At 73.7% G+C, this 16,381-nt stretch carries 12 protein-coding genes; 7 read left to right on the forward strand and 5 right to left on the reverse strand.

From position 1 onward, the window contains the following. Positions 1-133: 133 nt before the first annotated feature. The 5 genes from ACSURM_RS03035 to ACSURM_RS03055 are packed head-to-tail and all read left to right on the forward strand — an operon-like array spanning position 134 to position 4,548. Positions 134-1,027: an STAS domain-containing protein gene (locus ACSURM_RS03035; RefSeq protein ID WP_436953208.1), complete on the forward strand. Its 894-nt coding sequence runs from the start codon at positions 134-136 to the stop codon at positions 1,025-1,027. Next, positions 1,024-1,404, forward strand: a complete 381-nt coding sequence (locus ACSURM_RS03040; RefSeq protein WP_436953210.1) for an STAS domain-containing protein — start codon at positions 1,024-1,026, stop codon at positions 1,402-1,404. The genes ACSURM_RS03035 and ACSURM_RS03040 overlap by 4 nt, the downstream gene beginning before the upstream one ends. After that, positions 1,404-1,847, forward strand: a complete 444-nt coding sequence (locus tag ACSURM_RS03045) for an anti-sigma regulatory factor (RefSeq protein WP_436953212.1) — start codon at positions 1,404-1,406, stop codon at positions 1,845-1,847. Before ACSURM_RS03040 ends, ACSURM_RS03045 begins: the two co-directional genes overlap by 1 nt. Further along, entirely contained in the window at positions 1,847-2,896 is a 1,050-nt protein-coding gene (locus ACSURM_RS03050) for a SpoIIE family protein phosphatase (protein ID WP_436953214.1), read from the forward strand. The genes ACSURM_RS03045 and ACSURM_RS03050 overlap by 1 nt, the downstream gene beginning before the upstream one ends. After that, on the forward strand, positions 2,893-4,548 hold the full coding sequence (locus ACSURM_RS03055; protein ID WP_436953216.1) for a PP2C family protein-serine/threonine phosphatase: 1,656 nt from the start codon (positions 2,893-2,895) through the stop codon (positions 4,546-4,548). Before ACSURM_RS03050 ends, ACSURM_RS03055 begins: the two co-directional genes overlap by 4 nt. Positions 4,549-4,596: 48 nt before the next feature. Here ACSURM_RS03055 and ACSURM_RS03060 read toward each other — a convergent pair whose 3' ends face one another. The 3 genes from ACSURM_RS03060 to ACSURM_RS03070 all read right to left on the reverse strand — a co-directional run bounded on the left by ACSURM_RS03060 (position 4,597) and on the right by ACSURM_RS03070 (position 9,139). Beyond that, positions 4,597-4,845: a chaplin gene (locus tag ACSURM_RS03060; RefSeq protein WP_436953218.1), complete on the reverse strand. Its 249-nt coding sequence runs from the start codon at positions 4,843-4,845 to the stop codon at positions 4,597-4,599. A gap of 116 nt (positions 4,846-4,961) precedes the next feature. After that, entirely contained in the window at positions 4,962-7,241 is a 2,280-nt protein-coding gene (locus tag ACSURM_RS03065; protein ID WP_436953220.1) for a catalase, read from the reverse strand. A 434-nt stretch (positions 7,242-7,675) separates the two neighbouring features. Beyond that, positions 7,676-9,139 carry an aminotransferase class I/II-fold pyridoxal phosphate-dependent enzyme gene (locus ACSURM_RS03070; protein ID WP_436953222.1) on the reverse strand — a complete coding sequence of 488 codons (1,464 nt, stop codon included), beginning with the start codon at positions 9,137-9,139 and terminating at the stop codon, positions 7,676-7,678. A 140-nt stretch (positions 9,140-9,279) separates the two neighbouring features. On the opposite strand from ACSURM_RS03070, the gene ACSURM_RS03075 reads away from it, so the two are divergent. Beyond that, the gene (locus ACSURM_RS03075; protein ID WP_436953224.1) at positions 9,280-10,446 is read left to right on the forward strand and encodes an amidohydrolase; all 1,167 of its coding nucleotides are present in this window, start codon (positions 9,280-9,282) and stop codon (positions 10,444-10,446) included. Between the two features lie 36 nt (positions 10,447-10,482). Here the strand turns inward: ACSURM_RS03075 and ACSURM_RS03080 are convergent, their stop codons facing one another. Continuing rightward, positions 10,483-13,023, reverse strand: a complete 2,541-nt coding sequence (locus ACSURM_RS03080) for a discoidin domain-containing protein (RefSeq protein WP_436953226.1) — start codon at positions 13,021-13,023, stop codon at positions 10,483-10,485. Between the two features lie 140 nt (positions 13,024-13,163). Continuing rightward, positions 13,164-14,939, reverse strand: a complete 1,776-nt coding sequence (locus ACSURM_RS03085) for an RICIN domain-containing protein (protein ID WP_436953228.1) — start codon at positions 14,937-14,939, stop codon at positions 13,164-13,166. Positions 14,940-15,287: 348 nt separating this feature from the next. On the opposite strand from ACSURM_RS03085, the gene ACSURM_RS03090 reads away from it, so the two are divergent. Further along, a complete protein-coding gene (locus ACSURM_RS03090) occupies positions 15,288-16,358 on the forward strand; it encodes a Ppx/GppA phosphatase family protein (protein WP_436953230.1) in 1,071 nt (356 codons plus the stop codon). Positions 16,359-16,381 lie beyond the last annotated feature (23 nt).

Below are 16,381 nucleotides of genomic sequence, written 5' to 3' on the forward strand. Positions count from 1 at the left end.
CAGCAGTTGCCCTGGTCACGAAGCCGGGAGCGGGTTTGGCCCGGCCGGACGCCGGTCGCTACGGTGGGCGGTCGGCAATGATCGGCTTCGGCGAGCCGGCCCCCCGGCGCACCTGGCTGTGCGAGAGGAGAGGATGACAGTGCCCGAGCAGGACACGGCGGTATCGGCACCTCAGGTGGTGAGTTCCTTCCTGGAACAGCGCAAAGAGCAGATCGCGCAGCGCTGGGCCGACACGCCCTTGTTCCGCTCGGTCTTCACCGTTTCCCGCGACGAGGCGGTGGAGGCGTGCAAGGCCGTGGTGGAAGCGCTGTCCGAGGTGGCCGTCAGCGGACGGCTGGAGGACGTGGGATCGCCCGGCTTCGCTCCGGTGCGCGACCAGTTGGGGCGGATGACGCAGACCCGGGCCCGCACCGGGTCCACCGCGTCGCAGATCGCCGACGAAGTGGCCGGGCTGCGCGTGCCCGTGATGGATCTGCTGCGCGAGGAGTTCGCCGACGCCACGGCCCCGCGGGCCCAGGAGGCCGTGCTGGCGCTGACCCTGCTGCTGGGCACGCTGCGGCTGGTGGTGATGGAGACGGCGCTGGACGCGAACGCGGAACTCATCGAGCGGCAGCGGCAGCAGCTGCTGGAGGTGGCCACCCCCGTCATCAAGCTGTGGGAGGGCACGGTCGCCGTACCGCTGATCGGCACCCTGGACAGCGCGCGCAGCCAGGTGGTGATGGAGTCGCTGCTGGAGGCGATCGTGGACCAGCGGGCCCGGTACGCCATCCTCGACATCACCGGCGTGCCGACCGTCGACTCGCTCGTGGCCCAGCACCTGATGAAGACGGTCGCCGCGGCCCGGCTGATGGGCGCCGAGTGCATCGTCTCCGGCATCCGCCCGGCCATCGCGCAGACCATCGTCCAGCTCGGCATCGACCTGGGCTCGGTGCTCACCCGGTCCTCGCTGGCCGACGCGCTGGCCTACGCGCTCGGCAAACAGGGCATCGAGGTGTCCCGGGCACACGCGAATGAGAGGGTCCGGTGAACCAGCCCCTTTCAGGCCAACCGGCCCAGGTGCCGGTGCTCGCCCTCGGCGACGTACTGCTGGTCTCCCTGCAGGGCGAGCTGCACGACGGCATGGCCGAGCAGTTGCAGCAGGACATCACCCAGCGCATCTCCACGGACCGGGTGACCGGAGTGGTGATCGACATCTCCGGGGTCGACATGGTCGACTCCTTCCTCGGCCGGGTGCTCGCGGAGATCGCCTCCACGGCCGGGCTGCTGGCGGCGCGCACGGTCCTGGCCGGAATGCGGCCCGCCGTGGCGATCACCCTGGTCGAGCTGGGGCTCACGCTGCCCGGCCTGGTCACCGCCCTGGACGTCGACCGTGCCATGGAACTGCTGAACCAGAGGGGGAGCTGATGCAGCCGTCCGGCCAGGTGTCCACGACGAGCCTGCCCATCGGCTCGGACGCGGACCTGGCCTGGGTGCGGCAGCACGTGCGGCAGTGCGCGGCGGAGCTCGGCTTCGGCCTCGTGCAGCAGACCAAGCTGGTCACGGCGGCGAGCGAGCTGGCCCGTAACACGCTGGTGCACGGCGGTGGCGGGCGGGTGGAGATCACCTCGCTGGACAACGGGCGCAGCCGCGGACTGCGGATGAGTTTCATCGACGACGGTCCGGGCATCCGCGATCTGGAACTGGCCATGACCGACGGGTACACCACCGGCGGCGGCCTCGGGCTGGGACTGAGCGGAGCGAAGCGGCTGGTGCACGAGTTCAGTGTCGACACCGAGCCCGGCCGGGGCACGACCGTCACGGCCGTGGCCTGGGTGGCCCAGGTGCCCGCGACCCGCCCGGGGGTGTGATGAGCCGGGTGTGGGAGATCCCGGTACACGACTCCACCCGGGTGCGGGACGCCCGGATGGCGGCCCGGGAGGCGTGCGACGACTCGGGCCTGGCCCCCGCGCGTACGGCGGCGGCGGAGCTGGTCGCCACCGAGCTGGCCACCAATCTGCTCAAGCACGCCGGCGGCGGCCTGATGGTGGTGAACCTGGTGGAGCCGCCGGACGGCGGCACGGGCGCGTCGGTCCAGGTGTACTCGCTGGACCACGGGCCGGGCATCGCCGACGTGGCCGCCGCCCTGCGCGACGGCTACTCCACCGCCGACGGCTCGCTCGGCGCGGGACTGGGCAGCTGCCGGCGCAGCGCCAACGCCTTCCACCTGTACAGCCGGCCCGGCCGGGGGACGGTCGCGGCGGCCCGGATCGACCCCGGACCCGGCGGGCGCGGGGCGCCCCCGGCGCGGCTGCCCGCAGGCGGGATCACGGTCTCCCTCGGCCAGGACGCGCAGTGCGGTGACGCCTGGGGCTGGGTGCGCTCCGGGCAGTTGCTGACGCTGCTGCTCGCGGACGGTCTCGGGCACGGGCCGAAGGCCGCGCACGCCTCCACCGCGGCGGTCGCGGAGCTGCGCCGGGCCGGGCACCTGCCGCCCGCGGACCTCCTGCGCCGGCTGCACTCGGCGCTGCGGCCCACCCGGGGCGCGGCGGTCGCGGTGGCACAGGTGGACACCGACCGGGCGGAGCTCAGCTTCGCCGGGGTCGGCAATGTGAGCGCCCGGATGCGCGGCGGGGAGTCCTGGACGTCCCTGCTGTCCCATCCGGGGATCGTCGGGGCGTACTTCCCGGCGCAGGTCCCGGTGCGCCGGCTGCCGTGGCGCCAGGACAGCCTGCTCGTCGTGCACAGCGACGGGCTGCCCAGCCGGTGGACCCCGCCGGACGACGCCGGGCTGCTCGCCCACGACCCGTCGGTGGTGGCCGCGGCGATCCTGCGCGACGCGGGCAGCCCCGCCCGCCCCGTTCGTGACGACACCAGCGTGGCCGTACTGGCCCCCGACCGCCGGACCTCCGCCCCATGACAGCCGCCCACGACACCCGCACCATCGCCTCCGCCGCCGACGCGGCCCGCGCCCGTGCCCGGCTGGCGCGGCTCCTCGCGGACGCCCAGGTGCCCGCACTGGACCGCGCCCGTGTCCTCAGCGCGCTCGGGGTGCGGCTGCGGCGCGCCCTGGACGCGGGCGGTGCCGAACTGGCCGTGACCGCCGAGCCGGACGGCCGGCTGGCGATCGCCCTGGACGGGCCGGAGCCCTGGCGGCACACGCTCGTCTGCCCCGGCCCGCTGCCCGGGCCGCGGGACGCCCCGCTCGCCGAGGCGCTGCTGGGCGCCGACGAGGACACCGCCGCCGTGCTGGCGGGCCTCGCCGAGACGGAGGAGCTGCTGCGCCTGCACCGGGAGGAGCTGCACCAGACCAACCAGGGCGTGCTGGCGCTGCACGCCGAGCTGGAGGCGGCGGCGCTGGCCCAGCGCGACCTGCTGGACGCCGAGCGGGCGGCCCGCGCCGAGGCGGAGAGCGCCCGTCGGATGCTGACCTTCCTGGCCAACGCCAGCGCGGTGCTGCACGCCTCGCTGGACCACGAGGACATCCTGCGCCGGCTGCCCGAGCTGCTGGTCCCGGAGTACGCGCGGCACGTGGACGTGTGGCTGGTGGACGACGAGCGGACCCCGCCGGGCGAGCGGGCGGCGGCCACGGTGACGGCGGCGCGCACCGGCCGTCCCCAGCACGCGGGCCCGCATCCCGGGGGGCTGCCCGGCGTGGACGACCAGCCGGCCTCGGCGCTCTCCCCCGACCGGCCGCTGCTGTGCCTGCCGCTGGGCGGGCGCACCGTGCAGGGGGTGCTGACGCTGTCCGCGCCGGGCGACCGCTTCGACCCGGACACCACCGTGATGCTGGTGGAGCTGGCCCGGCGGGCGGGCATCGCGCTGGAGAACGCCCGGCAGTACGAGCAGCACCGGGATGTGGCCGAGGCGCTGCAACGGGCGCAGCTGACGAAGCTGCCCACCGTGCCGGGTCTGGACCTGGCCGCGCGGTATCTGCCCGCGACCCGCGGTCTGAACATCGGCGGCGACTGGTACGACGCCTTCTCCCAGCCGGACGGCAGTGTGCTGGCGGTGATAGGTGACGTCACCGGGCACGGGCTGCGCGCGGCGGTCATCATGGGCCAGTTGCGCACCGCGCTGCGCGCCTACGCCGTGGAGGGCAACGGCCCGGCGCGGATCCTCACCCTGTTGCACCGCATGCTCCGCCACCAGCAGCCGGAGCTGTACGCGACCTGTGCCATCGCCCGGTTCACGCCCGGGGAGCGGGAGGTGGTGTGGGCCGCCGCGGGGCATCCGCCGGCCGTCGCCCGCGGCCCCCGGGGGGAGGTACGGGTGCTGGACGCGAAGCCGGGGATCATGCTCGGGGTGCCGCTGCCGTACGAGTACGAGGAGCACACCGTGGAGCTGCCGCCCGGTTCCGTCCTGGCGCTGTACACGGATGGTCTGGTGGAGCGGCGGGCCGCCGGGATCGATGCGGGCATCGACCGGCTCTCCCGGGCCGTGCAGGTGCTGGGCGCGAAGGAGCTGGCGGAGCTGGACACGGCGGCCGACGCGCTGCTCAAGCCGATGCTGCACGATTCCGAACACGACGACGACATCTGCCTGTTGCTGTGCCGCACCACCTGTGGCTGAACGGCCGTGCGCCGGCTCCCCGTCGCGGGGGCCGGCGCACGGCGGGGGTCACTTGTTGGCGCAGGCGTTGCCGAAGGCCGGGTTCAGCAGCCCGATGATGTTGATGGAGTTGCCGCAGACGTTGGCCTGGAGGTTGATCGGCACCTGGACGACGTTGCCGGACAGGACACCGGGGCTGTTGGCGGCGACGCCGACTGCGGACGCGCCGCCGCCGTCGGAGGCGACGGCGCTGGCCGTACCGGCCAGGGCGAGGGCTGCGGTGATGACGGTCGTGGTGGCCAAGGAGCGAAGACGCATGTTCTGCCTCACTGGTTGACGTCGGGTCGCCTCCATCACACCCGGGGGGCGCGCCGTTCGCCTCCGCTGCTACGCCGTCCGGGCGCCCCCGCCGGGCCGTTCCCCCGTCCGGCCGGTCAGGCGGCGGACGGGAAGCGTTCCCAGACCCGGTGTGCGCCGAGCAGCCGGGTGAGCTCCGACAGCACTCCGGTGGCGGTGTCCCCGGCGATCACACCGGGCGCGTCCAGCGGGATGCCGGCCGCCTCCAGGGCCGCCTCGCCGCCCTTGGCCGCGCCGATGGCCTTGCCGTGCCGGAACGCCTCGCCCAGCAGCAGCCCCACCCGCGGGTCGGGGGTGGCCACTCCGGCGGTGGGCTGGCCGGCCTTGGCGTCCCGGGCCCCGAAGGCGTCGGCGCCCACCCCGGGGGTGCCCGCCACCAGCACCGCGTCGAACTCCACGGACCGCGCGGTGGCGTAGGTCCGTTGGACGGTCAGGGCGTCGGCGCCGTCGCCGAGGGTGCCGCCGACCGGTGCCACGATCAGCGGGACCATGCCGCCGTCGAGGACCGCCTGCCGGACGGCCCGTACGCCGTCGAGGTCGCCGTCGGGCCCGGTGAGGATGCCGATGATCCGGCCGTCGGTGGGCCAGGTGTGCCCGACCTGGGAGAGGGCGGGGCTGGGCTGGACGTCGGCGAGGGGCACGGTGGGTTCGGGCGCGGGCAGGCCGAGGCCGGCCGCGACGCCCGCGCACAGCTCCGGGTCGATGTTGGCGAGGACCTGCAACGCCCTTTCCCGGATGGCCACTTCGTAGCACTTGCCGAGCTCGAAGGTGTAGGCGCCGATGATGTGCTCGCGCTCGGGCGGGCTCATGCTCAGCCAGAACCGGCGCGGCTGGCTGAAGTGGTCGCTGAAGGACTCGGGCGCCTCGCGGACCTTGGTCGCCTCGGGGACGCGCACGGGCGTCTCCACGTACGCCCCCAGGTCCGCGCCGGCGGTGAACGGGCAGCCGCCGTCGAGGGAGTTGGGCCGGTAGGGGGCCGTGCCCCGGTGGACGGCCGTCTGGTGGAAGCCGTCGCGGAGCATGTCGTTGACCGGGGCGTGCGGCCGGTTGATCGGGATCTGCGGGAAGTTGGGACCGGCCAGGCGGGTGATCTGGGTGTCCAGGTAGGAGAAGAGCCGGCCGGCCAGCAGCGGGTCGTCGGTGATGTCGATGCCGGGGACGAGGTGGCCCACGTGGAAGGCGACCTGCTCGGTCTCCGCGAAGAAGTTGGACGGGTTGCGGTCGAGGGTGAGCAGCCCGATCGGCTGCACGGGGGCCAGTTCCTCGGGGACGATGTTGGTCGGGTCCAGCAGGTCGATGCCCTCGAAGGTCTGGTCGGGGGTGTCGGGGAAGGTCTGGATGCCGAACTCCCACTGGGGGTAGGCGCCCGCCTCGATGGCGTCGGCGAGGTCCCGGCGGTGGAAGTCGGGGTCGACGCCGTTGATGATCTGCGCCTCCTCCCACACCAGGGAGTGCACGCCCAGCTTCGGCTTCCAGTGGAACTTCACCAGCGTGGTCTCGCCGGCGGCGTTGACCAGGCGGAAGGTGTGGACGCCGAAGCCCTCCATGGTGCGGTAGGAGCGCGGGATGCCCCGGTCGGACATGTTCCACAGGGTGTGGTGGGCGGCCTCGGTGTGCAGGGTGACGAAGTCCCAGAAGGTGTCGTGGGCGCTCTGTGCCTGCGGGATCTCCCGGTCGGGGTGCGGTTTGCCGGCGTGGATGACGTCGGGGAACTTGATGGCGTCCTGGATGAAGAACACCGGGATGTTGTTGCCGACCAGGTCGAAGACGCCCTCGCTGGTGTAGAACTTGGTCGCGAAACCGCGGGTGTCGCGGACGGTGTCGGAGGAGCCCCGGGAGCCGAGCACGGTGGAGAAGCGGACGAACACCGGTGTCTCGACGTCCTCGGCGAGGAAGGCCGCCTTCGTCACGTTGGCCGCGGTGCCGTAGCTGCGGAACACGCCGTGCGCCCCGGCGCCGCGGGCGTGGACCACGCGCTCGGGGATGCGCTCGTGGTCGAAGTGCATGACCTTCTCCCGCAGGTGGTGGTCCTGCAGGAGCACCGGGCCGCGGGGCCCGGCCTTGAGGGAGTGGTCGGTGTCGTACAGCCGGGTGCCCTGGGCGTTGGTCAGGTAGCTTCCGCTCTGCGCCATCCGGGCCTGGTCGGCGCCGGTGGGCTGCCCGGTCGGGGAGACGGTGTCGGGGCCGGTCTGGTCCGGCTTGGGCGGGAAGGGCTCGTGGGGGTCGGTCGGCTCGGCGACCGGCGGCGTCCTGGGGCCCGGCTTGCCCGGGATGCCGTCCTCGGGACCCTGGGGTCCTCCTTGGAGGGCGTCCGCCACCTTGTCCGCGGCTCGCTTCAGAGGGTTCGTCTCGCTCATCAGTGGCAATTCCTTCGCTGGTCACGGGGGGCGGACCCGGCTCGGACGAGCGGGTGTCCGCCGCACGGTGGCCCGCCGGGGCGGGCGGCCGGCACCACGGCTCGCGTCGGGCGGGTCCCGGGCGGAGGGGAACGGTGGTGGCCTCGTACCGAGGTCCCCGGGCCGGGGCGTCCGAAACCGGGAACCTCAAGGAGATCCCGGTCGGGGTGAAGTCGGGCCGTCTCGTATCGAGTTGCCGGGACGGCGGGCCCGCCGGACGCGCTGGTCCGGCCCGGAGACCGTCGGCAGGGCCACAGCCCCCTGCCGCGGACGTGTCCGTCAGCAGGGCCGGCTTCTTGACCCGGGGCAGGCCGCCGGTGCCCGGCCGCCCGCACGGCCACCCTAGGCGCTGCCCCGGCGCGGCGCAGTTCGAACGGTGGGGGGAGCCCGGCCGGTCAGGGGCGGGCGAGGACGCGGAAGGTGTCCAGGGAGGAGTCCGCCGCGTCCGGCACGAGGAAACCGTGGGCGATTCCGCTGCGCAGATAGTCCACGATCTCCGCGGTGATGACCTCGCCGGGTGCCACGACCGGCACGCCCGGCGGGTAAGGGCTGAGCGTCTCGGCGGCGATCCGGCCCACGGCCCGTTCGGCGGGCACCTGTTCGGCGGGGCCGAAGAAGGCGTCCCGGGGCAGGACCGCCTGCTCCAGTTCCAGGGCGCGCGGCTCGGGCAGGTGCACGGCCGGGCGCCGCTCGATGTCGTCGGCCCGCTCCACCAGCGAACGCACGGACTCCACCAGCAGCTTCTCGGTCTGCTCGTCGTCGGAGTGGGTGATGGAGGCGCTGATCCGGCAGGTGTCCGAGCCGCCCATGTCGATGTGGCAGTTGGTGCGCAGCCACTCGGTGGCCTGCATGCCGCTGATGCCGAGGCCGCGTACGTCGACGACGATCTTCAGCGGGTCGAACTCGGCGGCCAGCCCCTCGTCGATGATCTCGCCGCCCATCACCCGCAGTCCGGGCAGTTCCCGCAGCTGGGCCCGGACGCGTTCGGCGCGGTGCAGGGCCGCGTCCAGCAGGTCGTGCCCCTGCTCGACCATCTGCCGCCGCCAGCCGTCGAGGGCGGCGTAGACCAGGCAGGAGGCGCTGGTGGTGCCGAGCAGGTCCTCGCGCTGTTTGAGCACGGTGGGCGAGACCCGGTCGCCCTGGAGGTGGAAGACCGAGCTCTGCTCGATGGCGCCGCCCATCTTGTGCACGCTGGTGACGACCAGGTCGGCGCCCGCGTCCATGCCCCACACGGGCAGGCCGCGGTGGAAGGGCAGATGGGCGCCCCATGCCTCGTCCACGATGAGGGGGACGTCGGCGGCGTGACAGACGTCGGCGACCGCGCGCACGTCGGCGCAGGTGCCCCAGTCGGTGGGGGTGATCAGCAGCATGCCCTTGGCGTCGGGGTGCTCGCGCAGCCGGTCGCGGACGTCGTCGGCCTCCGGCGGATGGGCCATGTGCCGTTCGCCGTCGAACTTGGGGTGCACCCAGATGGGCTCCACGCCGTTGATGATCACGGCGGCGATGACCGACTTGTGGGCGTTGCGGGACAGCAGCAGCTTCTCCCCCGGTCCGGCGACCGCGAGCATGGCGGTCTTCACGGACAGGGAGCTGCCGCAGGTGGAGAAGAACGCGTGGTCGGCGCCGACCGCGTCGGCCATCAGTTCCTGGGCCTGCTCCAGCACGCCCTGGGACTGGCGGCGGTCGTCCAGCCCGTTGAGGGTGAGCACGTCCGAGCGGAACACGTCCAGCCCGAGGACGTCGGCCACTCGCGGATCGGTTCCCCGGCCCTGTTTGTGCCCGGGCGGCCCGAACACCACGTCCCCTCGTCGCCGGAACTCCTGCAGAGCCTCCAGCACGGGTACGCGGGAGTGGTCCATGGCTGCCTCCTGAGCTGTTCGGTCGCGCACCCACCGTGTTGCACGGGCGGGGCGCCCCAAACCCGGTGGCCCGGTGTCAGGCGCCGTCCGGGTGGAACCCGGCCCGGCACGGAGCACACCCGCCGCACCGAGGAGGTCCCGTGTCGCTGTACCGCCGGATCGGGGAGGAGGTCGCGCGGCGCGCCGACGCGCTGTGGTCCGTGGCGTCGGCGCTGCACGCGGACCCGGAGACCGCGTTCGACGAGCACCGGGCGGCGGCGCTGCTCTCCGGGGAGCTGGAGGGAGCGGGGTTCGAGGTGCGGCGCGAGGTGGCGGGGCTGCCGACGGCGTTCACGGCCCGCTCGGGGCGGGGGCGGCCGGTGGTGGCGTTCCCGCTGGAGTACGACGCGCTGCCCGGGCTGGGCCACGCCTGCGGGCACAATCTGATCGCGGCGGCCGGCCTCGGGGCGGCGCTGGTGCTGGACGCCGTGCGGGACGGCGGGGAGGGCACGGTCCTCGCGGTGGGCACGCCGGCCGAGGAGGGCGGCGGGGGCAAGGCCCTGGAGGTGGAGGCGGGCGTCTTCGACGGGGTGGACGCGGCCCTGATGTTCCATCCGGGGGTGTACGACTGGGTGCGGGCCCCGCTCACGGCGCAGGAGCAGTACCGGGTCGCCTTCCGGGGCCGGGCCGCGCATCCGACGGGCAATCCGACCGAGGGCATCGACGCGCTGGCGGCGCTGATCGAGCTGTTCAACGTGTTGTCCTCGCTCGGCCGGCGGCTGCCGGAGGGCTCCCATGTGCAGGGCATCATCACGCGGGGCGGCACGGCCACGAACATCGTCCCGGAGTACGCGGAAGGGCGGTTCGGGCTGCGGGCGCTGACGACGGCCGCCCTGGACGAGCTGGCCGGGCAGTTGCACACGGCCGCCGAGGGGGTGGCCCGGGCGACCGGCACGACGGTGACCGTGGAGCGGGCGAGCGTGCGCTATGAGCACTTCCGGGACAGCTCCGCGCTGTCGGAGCGGTTCGCCGGGCATCTGGACCGGGCCGGGATCGCCCTCACCGCGCCCGCTCCCGGCGTCTATCTGGGCTCCTCCGACATCGGCAACGTCAGCGGCCGGGTGCCCGCCATCCATCCCTTCGTCGCGATCATGGGCTCCGGGGGCTCGGACCACACGCCGGAGTTCGCCGAGGCCGCGGCCTCGCAGCGGGCGCGCCGGGTGCTCCTCGCCGTGGTGGAGGCGCTGGCCTGCACGGCGGCGGACGTACTGGGCGACGCGGGGCTGCGCGGCCGGGCGTGGGAGGAGTTGCGCCAGGCCGAGGGGTGAGGCCTGGCGCGTCCCGCGGGCGGTGCCGTACGGGTCCTACGGGAAGGACGTCACCTTGGAGGGGATGGTGTCGCTGCCCGAGGTGGGGGCGCCGGTGTTGTTGACGACGTGGGCGTACTGGCCCTTGCCGCCGAGGGAGATCACCAGCAGGTCGTGCATCTTGATGCCCGGGGCGACGGGCACCTGGAAGCCGTGGGTCTGGACGATCGACGGATCGGCCGTGAAGTTGCAGTAGCTGCCCAGGCCCCAGGCCTCGTGGGTGGTGACGGAGTCGGCGACCTTGTAGGCCGCGTAGCCGACGATGCCGTCATGGGTGACGGCGGCGGCGTTCGGGACGTCGTACGCCTTCTCGTTCTGGAAGAAGATCGTGCGGCCGCGTTCCCCGCTCCAGTGGACGTCGTACTTGTTGAAGTGCTCCACGAACAGGCCGGTGGCCAGGACGTCGTCGCCGTTCACGCGCAGTCCGTAGTCGGCGCGGTTGGTGTCCCAGCCGACGCCGCTGCCGTGGTCGGCGCGCCAGATCCAGGTGTGGTCGATGACGACGTCGTCGCTGTCGACCACGACGGAGTTGGTGGCGAGTCCGGGTCCGGCGCCGCCGATGCGGATGAACACGTCCTGCATGGTGGTGGGGTTCGCGGAGTGGTCGGCGGTCGCGCCGGGGGTGCCGATGCGCAGCAGGGTGTCGGAGTTGACCGGGCCCGCGTCGATGAGGAATCCGGCGAGCCGTACGCCGTCGACGTCGGCGACGTGCATCGCGTCGATGCCGTTGTCCGGGATGAGGGTGGCCAGCCCGAGGCCGAGGACGACGGTGTCGGGGCGGGTGACGTCGATGGTCTGGTCGAGGTGGTAGACGCCCGGGGTGAACAGGAGGTTGAGTCCCTGGGCGAGGGCCGCGTTGATGGTGGCGGCGGTGGCGCCGGGCTTGACCACGTAGAACCGGTCGAGCGGGAGCGAGGTGCCGGCGTTCGCGGGCCAGGAGACGCCCCGGGCGTTCGTGCGCTTGGCCGGGACGAACACCTTGTAGGCGGAGCCGTCCAGGTAGAGGAAGGGCTTCTCGCGGGAGACGGGGGTGGTGTCCAGGGTGGTGTACGGGCCGTTGTCGAAGTTGGTGGCGGGGGCGCCCTGGACGCCGGAGAAGGTCATGTTCCACACGCCGTTGGTCCAGCCGCCGACGGAGCTGTCCCGGGTGTACCACTGCTGCTGGGAGTACGGGCCCACGGTGCCGTCGATCCTGGAGTCGGCGATGTAGCCGCCGGAGGCCCAGCCGTAGCCGTTGGGCGCGAGGTTGAGGCCGCCCTTGACGTGGATGCGGCGGAAGGGCGCTGCCTGGGCGACCGCCCAGCGGTCGGTGCCGTTGACCGGGCTGAGGGCGAGGTTCTCCGCCGAACGCCAGAAGTTCTGCGTGGCGTTGCCGTTGAACCAGCCGGCGTCGACCGTGACATCGCCGTTGATCTGCGTGTCGTCGGGGTTCAGCCCGAGGCCGGAGATCGAGGTGTAGAAGCCGAGTTGGGCGTTGATGCCGTTGTACGTGCCGGGCTTGAGCAGGAACTGGTAGCGGCCGGTGCCGAACTGGGCGGACTCCTGCCGGGCGAAGACGTCGTCGAACTTCTGCTGGAGGTTCGGCGTGGAGGGGTCGACGACGATGACGTTCGGGCCGAGGTCGCCGCCGCCCTGGACCGGCGGCAGACCGCTGGTGCCGGTGTGCACGCCGACCTCCCACAGGGAGTAGCCGTAGCCGGTGCCGCGCGCGGTGCCGTTGATCCGTACGTACCGGCCGGAGCCGCTGACGTCGTAGGACGCGGTGCCGCCGGTCGCACCGGTGACGGACTTGAGGGTGTTCCAGTTCTGCCCGTCGGCGGAGGCCTGGATCTGGAAGTCCTTGGCGTAGGCGGCCTCCCAGTTCAGGTCGACCTTGCATATGTCCTTGACGGCGCCGAGGTCGACCTGGAGCCACTGCGGGTCGGCGGCCCGGCTGGACCAGCGGGTGGCGGTGTCGCCGTCGAAGGCGGCGGAGGCGGGGGTGCCGGCGTTCTCGGTGGAGGAGGCGGTGGCGGGCCTGCCCTTGGCCGCGTTGCCGCTGTCGCAGCCCGCCTGGCCGGTGTCCGTGCCGCCGAACACCCGGAACTCCCACAGGGAGTAGCCGTACGGGGTGGCCCGGTGCACGCCGAGCATGCGGACGTAGCGGCCCCGGCCGGAGACGTCGAGGACGTCGGCGCCTCCGTCGGAGCCGGTGACGGACCTCAGGTCGGTCCAGGTCGTGCCGTCCCCGGAGATCTGGACCTTGTAGTCCTTGCCGTAGGCGGCCTCCCAGTCGAGTTCCACCCGGCTGACCGAGGCGGTGGCGCCCAGGTCGACCTGGAGCCACTCGTCGTCGCCGGCGGCCGAGGACCACCGGGTGCCGGTGTCGCCGTCGACGGCCTTGCCGGCCGCGGTGCCGGCGTTCTCCACGGACGACGCGGTGGCCGTCTTCCCCTGGGACAGGGGGATCTCGGCCGCGCCGGCCGAGGGGTGGGTGGCGGGCAGGGCGGTCAGCGCGGCCGTTGCGGCCAGCGCGACACCCAGGGGTCTCCATCTCATACGGCGGCTCCAGACGTGGCGGGACCGACCCACCGGCCCCACGGCTTAGTTCAGGTTTTGATTTAAGGGATGAACCAAGCCGACCACAAGCCTTCGGACAGCACCTCCTTCGTGAGCCGGGGCTCCCGGGCCGCCGTGCGTCAGGCCCGGGACGGTGTGAACGACAGGGTCTGCTCGGCCGCGGTGCGGCCGTCGCCCAGGGATCCCGCGGGGGCCGTCCAGGTGCGCTGCGGAGTGGTCTCGGCGAGCCGGCCGGGGGTCGCGGACAGGCCGAGGACGAGCCCGCTGTAGCGGTTGACCAGGCGGTGGGTGCCGGGGGCGGAGGAGTTCGCGATCAGGAACCACTGCTGTCCGACGGCCGGTCCGCCGGCCGGGGCGGGGGTCACCGTGGGCCGCGCTCCCCAGGCCCGGCCCGCCGTCCGCGCGGAGTCCACGCCCAGCAGGCGGCCGGTCGCCGCGTTGGCGACGGTGAAGGCGCCGTCTCCCGTCGGGATGAAGGACCACGACTCGCGGGCGGAGCCGGTGGGCCGGGCGCGGGAGGTGACGGCCGGGCCGCCGGACTCCTGGGCGAGGATCCGGCCGGTGCCGGCGGCGATGCGGTAGCGGCGGCCGGCGTCCACCGGCGGGGCGGGGGGCGTGGCGGAGTCCACGGTGACGTCGGCGTACTCGCCCGAGGAGCCGTGGGAGCAGCCGAAGGAGCAGTACGCGCGGAAGGTCCGGCCGAGCACGGCGGAGCCGGTGCGGCTCACGGGATCCAGGAACCACCGGTACCAGGAGGCGGTGGTGTAGTCGCCGGTGTCGCCGATGAGCTGCCACTTCTGGGTGGCCAGGTCGTCGGTGGCGTACAGCTGCTGGGGTGCGCCGCCGCTCTGGTCGACGGCCTGCGGGGTGCCGATGTACCGGCCGAGGTGGGCGTCGTAGGCGATGTTCATCACGAACAGCGGTGAGGTCGGGGGCATCTTCCCGGCCGCGATCTGCTCGGCCGCGGTGCCGGTGGAGGACGGGTCGTACTCGGACTCGACGGGGGTGTGGCCGGTGGGGTGCGCGGCGTCGACGGGGACGATGTTGCTCTCCCGGCCGCCGGTGCCGGGCTGGGACCAGGCGCCGTCGTACCACTTGCGCCAGGAGCCGGGGGCCATCTTCGCGGCGATCGGGGCGCGGGCCACATGGGCGTAGAAGGCTTTCCAGCCGCCGCTCTTGTCGACGATCCGCGAGCCGTAGAAGACGTAGAAGTAGCCGGAGGCGGTGTCGACGAACAGGCGCTGGTCGCCGTCGCCGTAGGAGTACGTCTCGTGCGGGAAGGCCGTGGTGTCCCCGCGCCTGGTGCTGTACGGCGAGGTGAGCACGTGGTCCTCGATGGTCCAGGTGCGGCCCCGGTCGGTGGAGACGGCGTAGTCGATGGCGTCGTAGTGCAGTCCGTCGCCGAAGGGGCGCGGGGTGAACTCGTTGTGCACCAGGCCGTACCAGTCGCCGGTGTCGGGGTCGATCCACACCCCGGACAGGTCGCAGTAGTTCTTCCGCGCGTATCCGGAGCCGGCCGGCGCGTACGTGGCCTCCCGTCCGGTGGGGCTGTTGTCGCAGCGCCAGGTGGTGTCGTCGTTGCGGTCGGCGGGGTTGGCCGGGTCGGCCGCCTCGCTGAGGGTCCGGTCGAAGACGGCGGTGTCGAAGTCCTCGCCGGTGTAGAAGTCCCAGACCCGGGGGTCGTCGGCGCCGTACAGCGCGGCGGACTGCTGGTAGTGGAAGGTGCCGTCGCGGTCGGTGAACGCGGTGGCGGGGGTGTCGGTGGGGTGCGGGAACGGTACCGGGGTGCCCACGGTCACGGTGTAGCGGGTGTCGGCGGGGGACGCGGTGCCGCTGCCCAGGACCAGGGCGACGGCGGCGGCCACGGCGCCGCCCGCTCGGATCGACAGTCGCACGGTAGCTCCTAGTTGCCTCAAGGGCCGGTCGCACGGAACGATCCGGCTCCGGCCGCGCCGCGGCAATGGACTCCCGTCCCCCGCCTCTTGCACTTTCGCGCGCCGACGGGCCGGTCCGCGCACCGTCCGGGACCTCCGTCCGGGCCGGGGCGGGCGTGGTGTGCGGCCGGTGCGCACGCCCTGCCGCCGGACGGGCGCCCGCTCGCCCCCGGCCCGTGCGCTGCGCGCTCCCGGCCCGCGTCGGACTGCCGCGCGAGCCGCTCCCGAGGCGCGGCCCGGCGGGCCCGTGCTCCGGAACGCCCCTCGTGCGAAGGGTGATCGCACCGGTGGAACGGGTACGTCCCGGCCATGCGGGTGAGTGTGGTGGACGCGGGGTCGAACACGGTGCGGCTGGTGATCGCGGACGTCGAGGGGGGCGTGCCGCTGCCGGTGCACACGGTCAAGTGGAAGTTGCGCCTGTCCGAACACCTGGGCCCGGACGGCACGATCGCGGACGAGGCGGTGCGGCGGCTGGTCGAGGCGGTGGGCGCGGCGAGCGCCACGGCCCGCAGATGGCAGGCGGCGGGCCCGCTGGCCTTCGCGACCACGGTGGTCCGCACCGCCCCGAACCGCCACGAGGTGCTGCACCGGGTGGCGGCCGGAACCGGGGTGCGCATGTGCACGCTGCCCGGGGAGACGGAGGCCGAGCTGACCTTCCTGGCGGCCCGCCGCTGGCTGGGCTGGAAGGCGGGCCCGCTGGCGCTGCTCGACATCGGCGGCGGCTCGCTGGAGGTGGCCTTCGGACGGGGCCGGATGCCCGGCTTCGTGGCATCCCTGCCGCTCGGCGCGGGCCGGCTGACCAGGGAGTATCTGACTCTCCAGGATCCGCCCGGGCCGAAGGAGCTGAAGGAGCTGCGCCGCCGGGTGCGCCATGAACTGCGGGACGTGGCCGCGCGGATCCGCTGGGAGCGGCCGCGTACCGTCGCCGTCACCTCCCGCACGTTCCAGCAGCTGGCCCGGCTGTGCGGGGCGCCGCCGGGGCGTTACGGCCCGTTCGTGGAGCGGGAGTTGGCCTGCCGGGACCTGCGCGAGGCGGTGCGTGCGCTGGCCGCGCTGCCCGCCGCCGAGCGGGCCGGGCTGCCGGGGATCTCCGCGCCGCGCGCCGAGCAGAGCCTCGCGGGGGCGGTGGTGGGGCACACCGCGCTGAAGCTGATGGGCCTGTCCCGGGCGGTGGTCTGCCCCTGGGCGATCCGCGAGGGTGTGCTGCTGAGGTACGCCGAGGACGGCGCCGACTGGTGGACGGACGCCACCTCCACCGCCGGCCCCGTCACTCCCACCACCGGCACTGGACCCACCGCCGTCGGTGCCATCACCACCACCGCCGGTGCCGGCGCGCCGGCCACGACGGCGGTGCTGCGCGTCGCGGGTCCCCCGGCCTGACCGGCCGGACCCGGGAGCCCGTG

The sequence above is a fragment of the Streptomyces sp. SudanB182_2057 genome, from assembly GCF_964272715.1.
Lineage (GTDB): Bacteria > Actinomycetota > Actinomycetes > Streptomycetales > Streptomycetaceae > Streptomyces > Streptomyces rubradiris.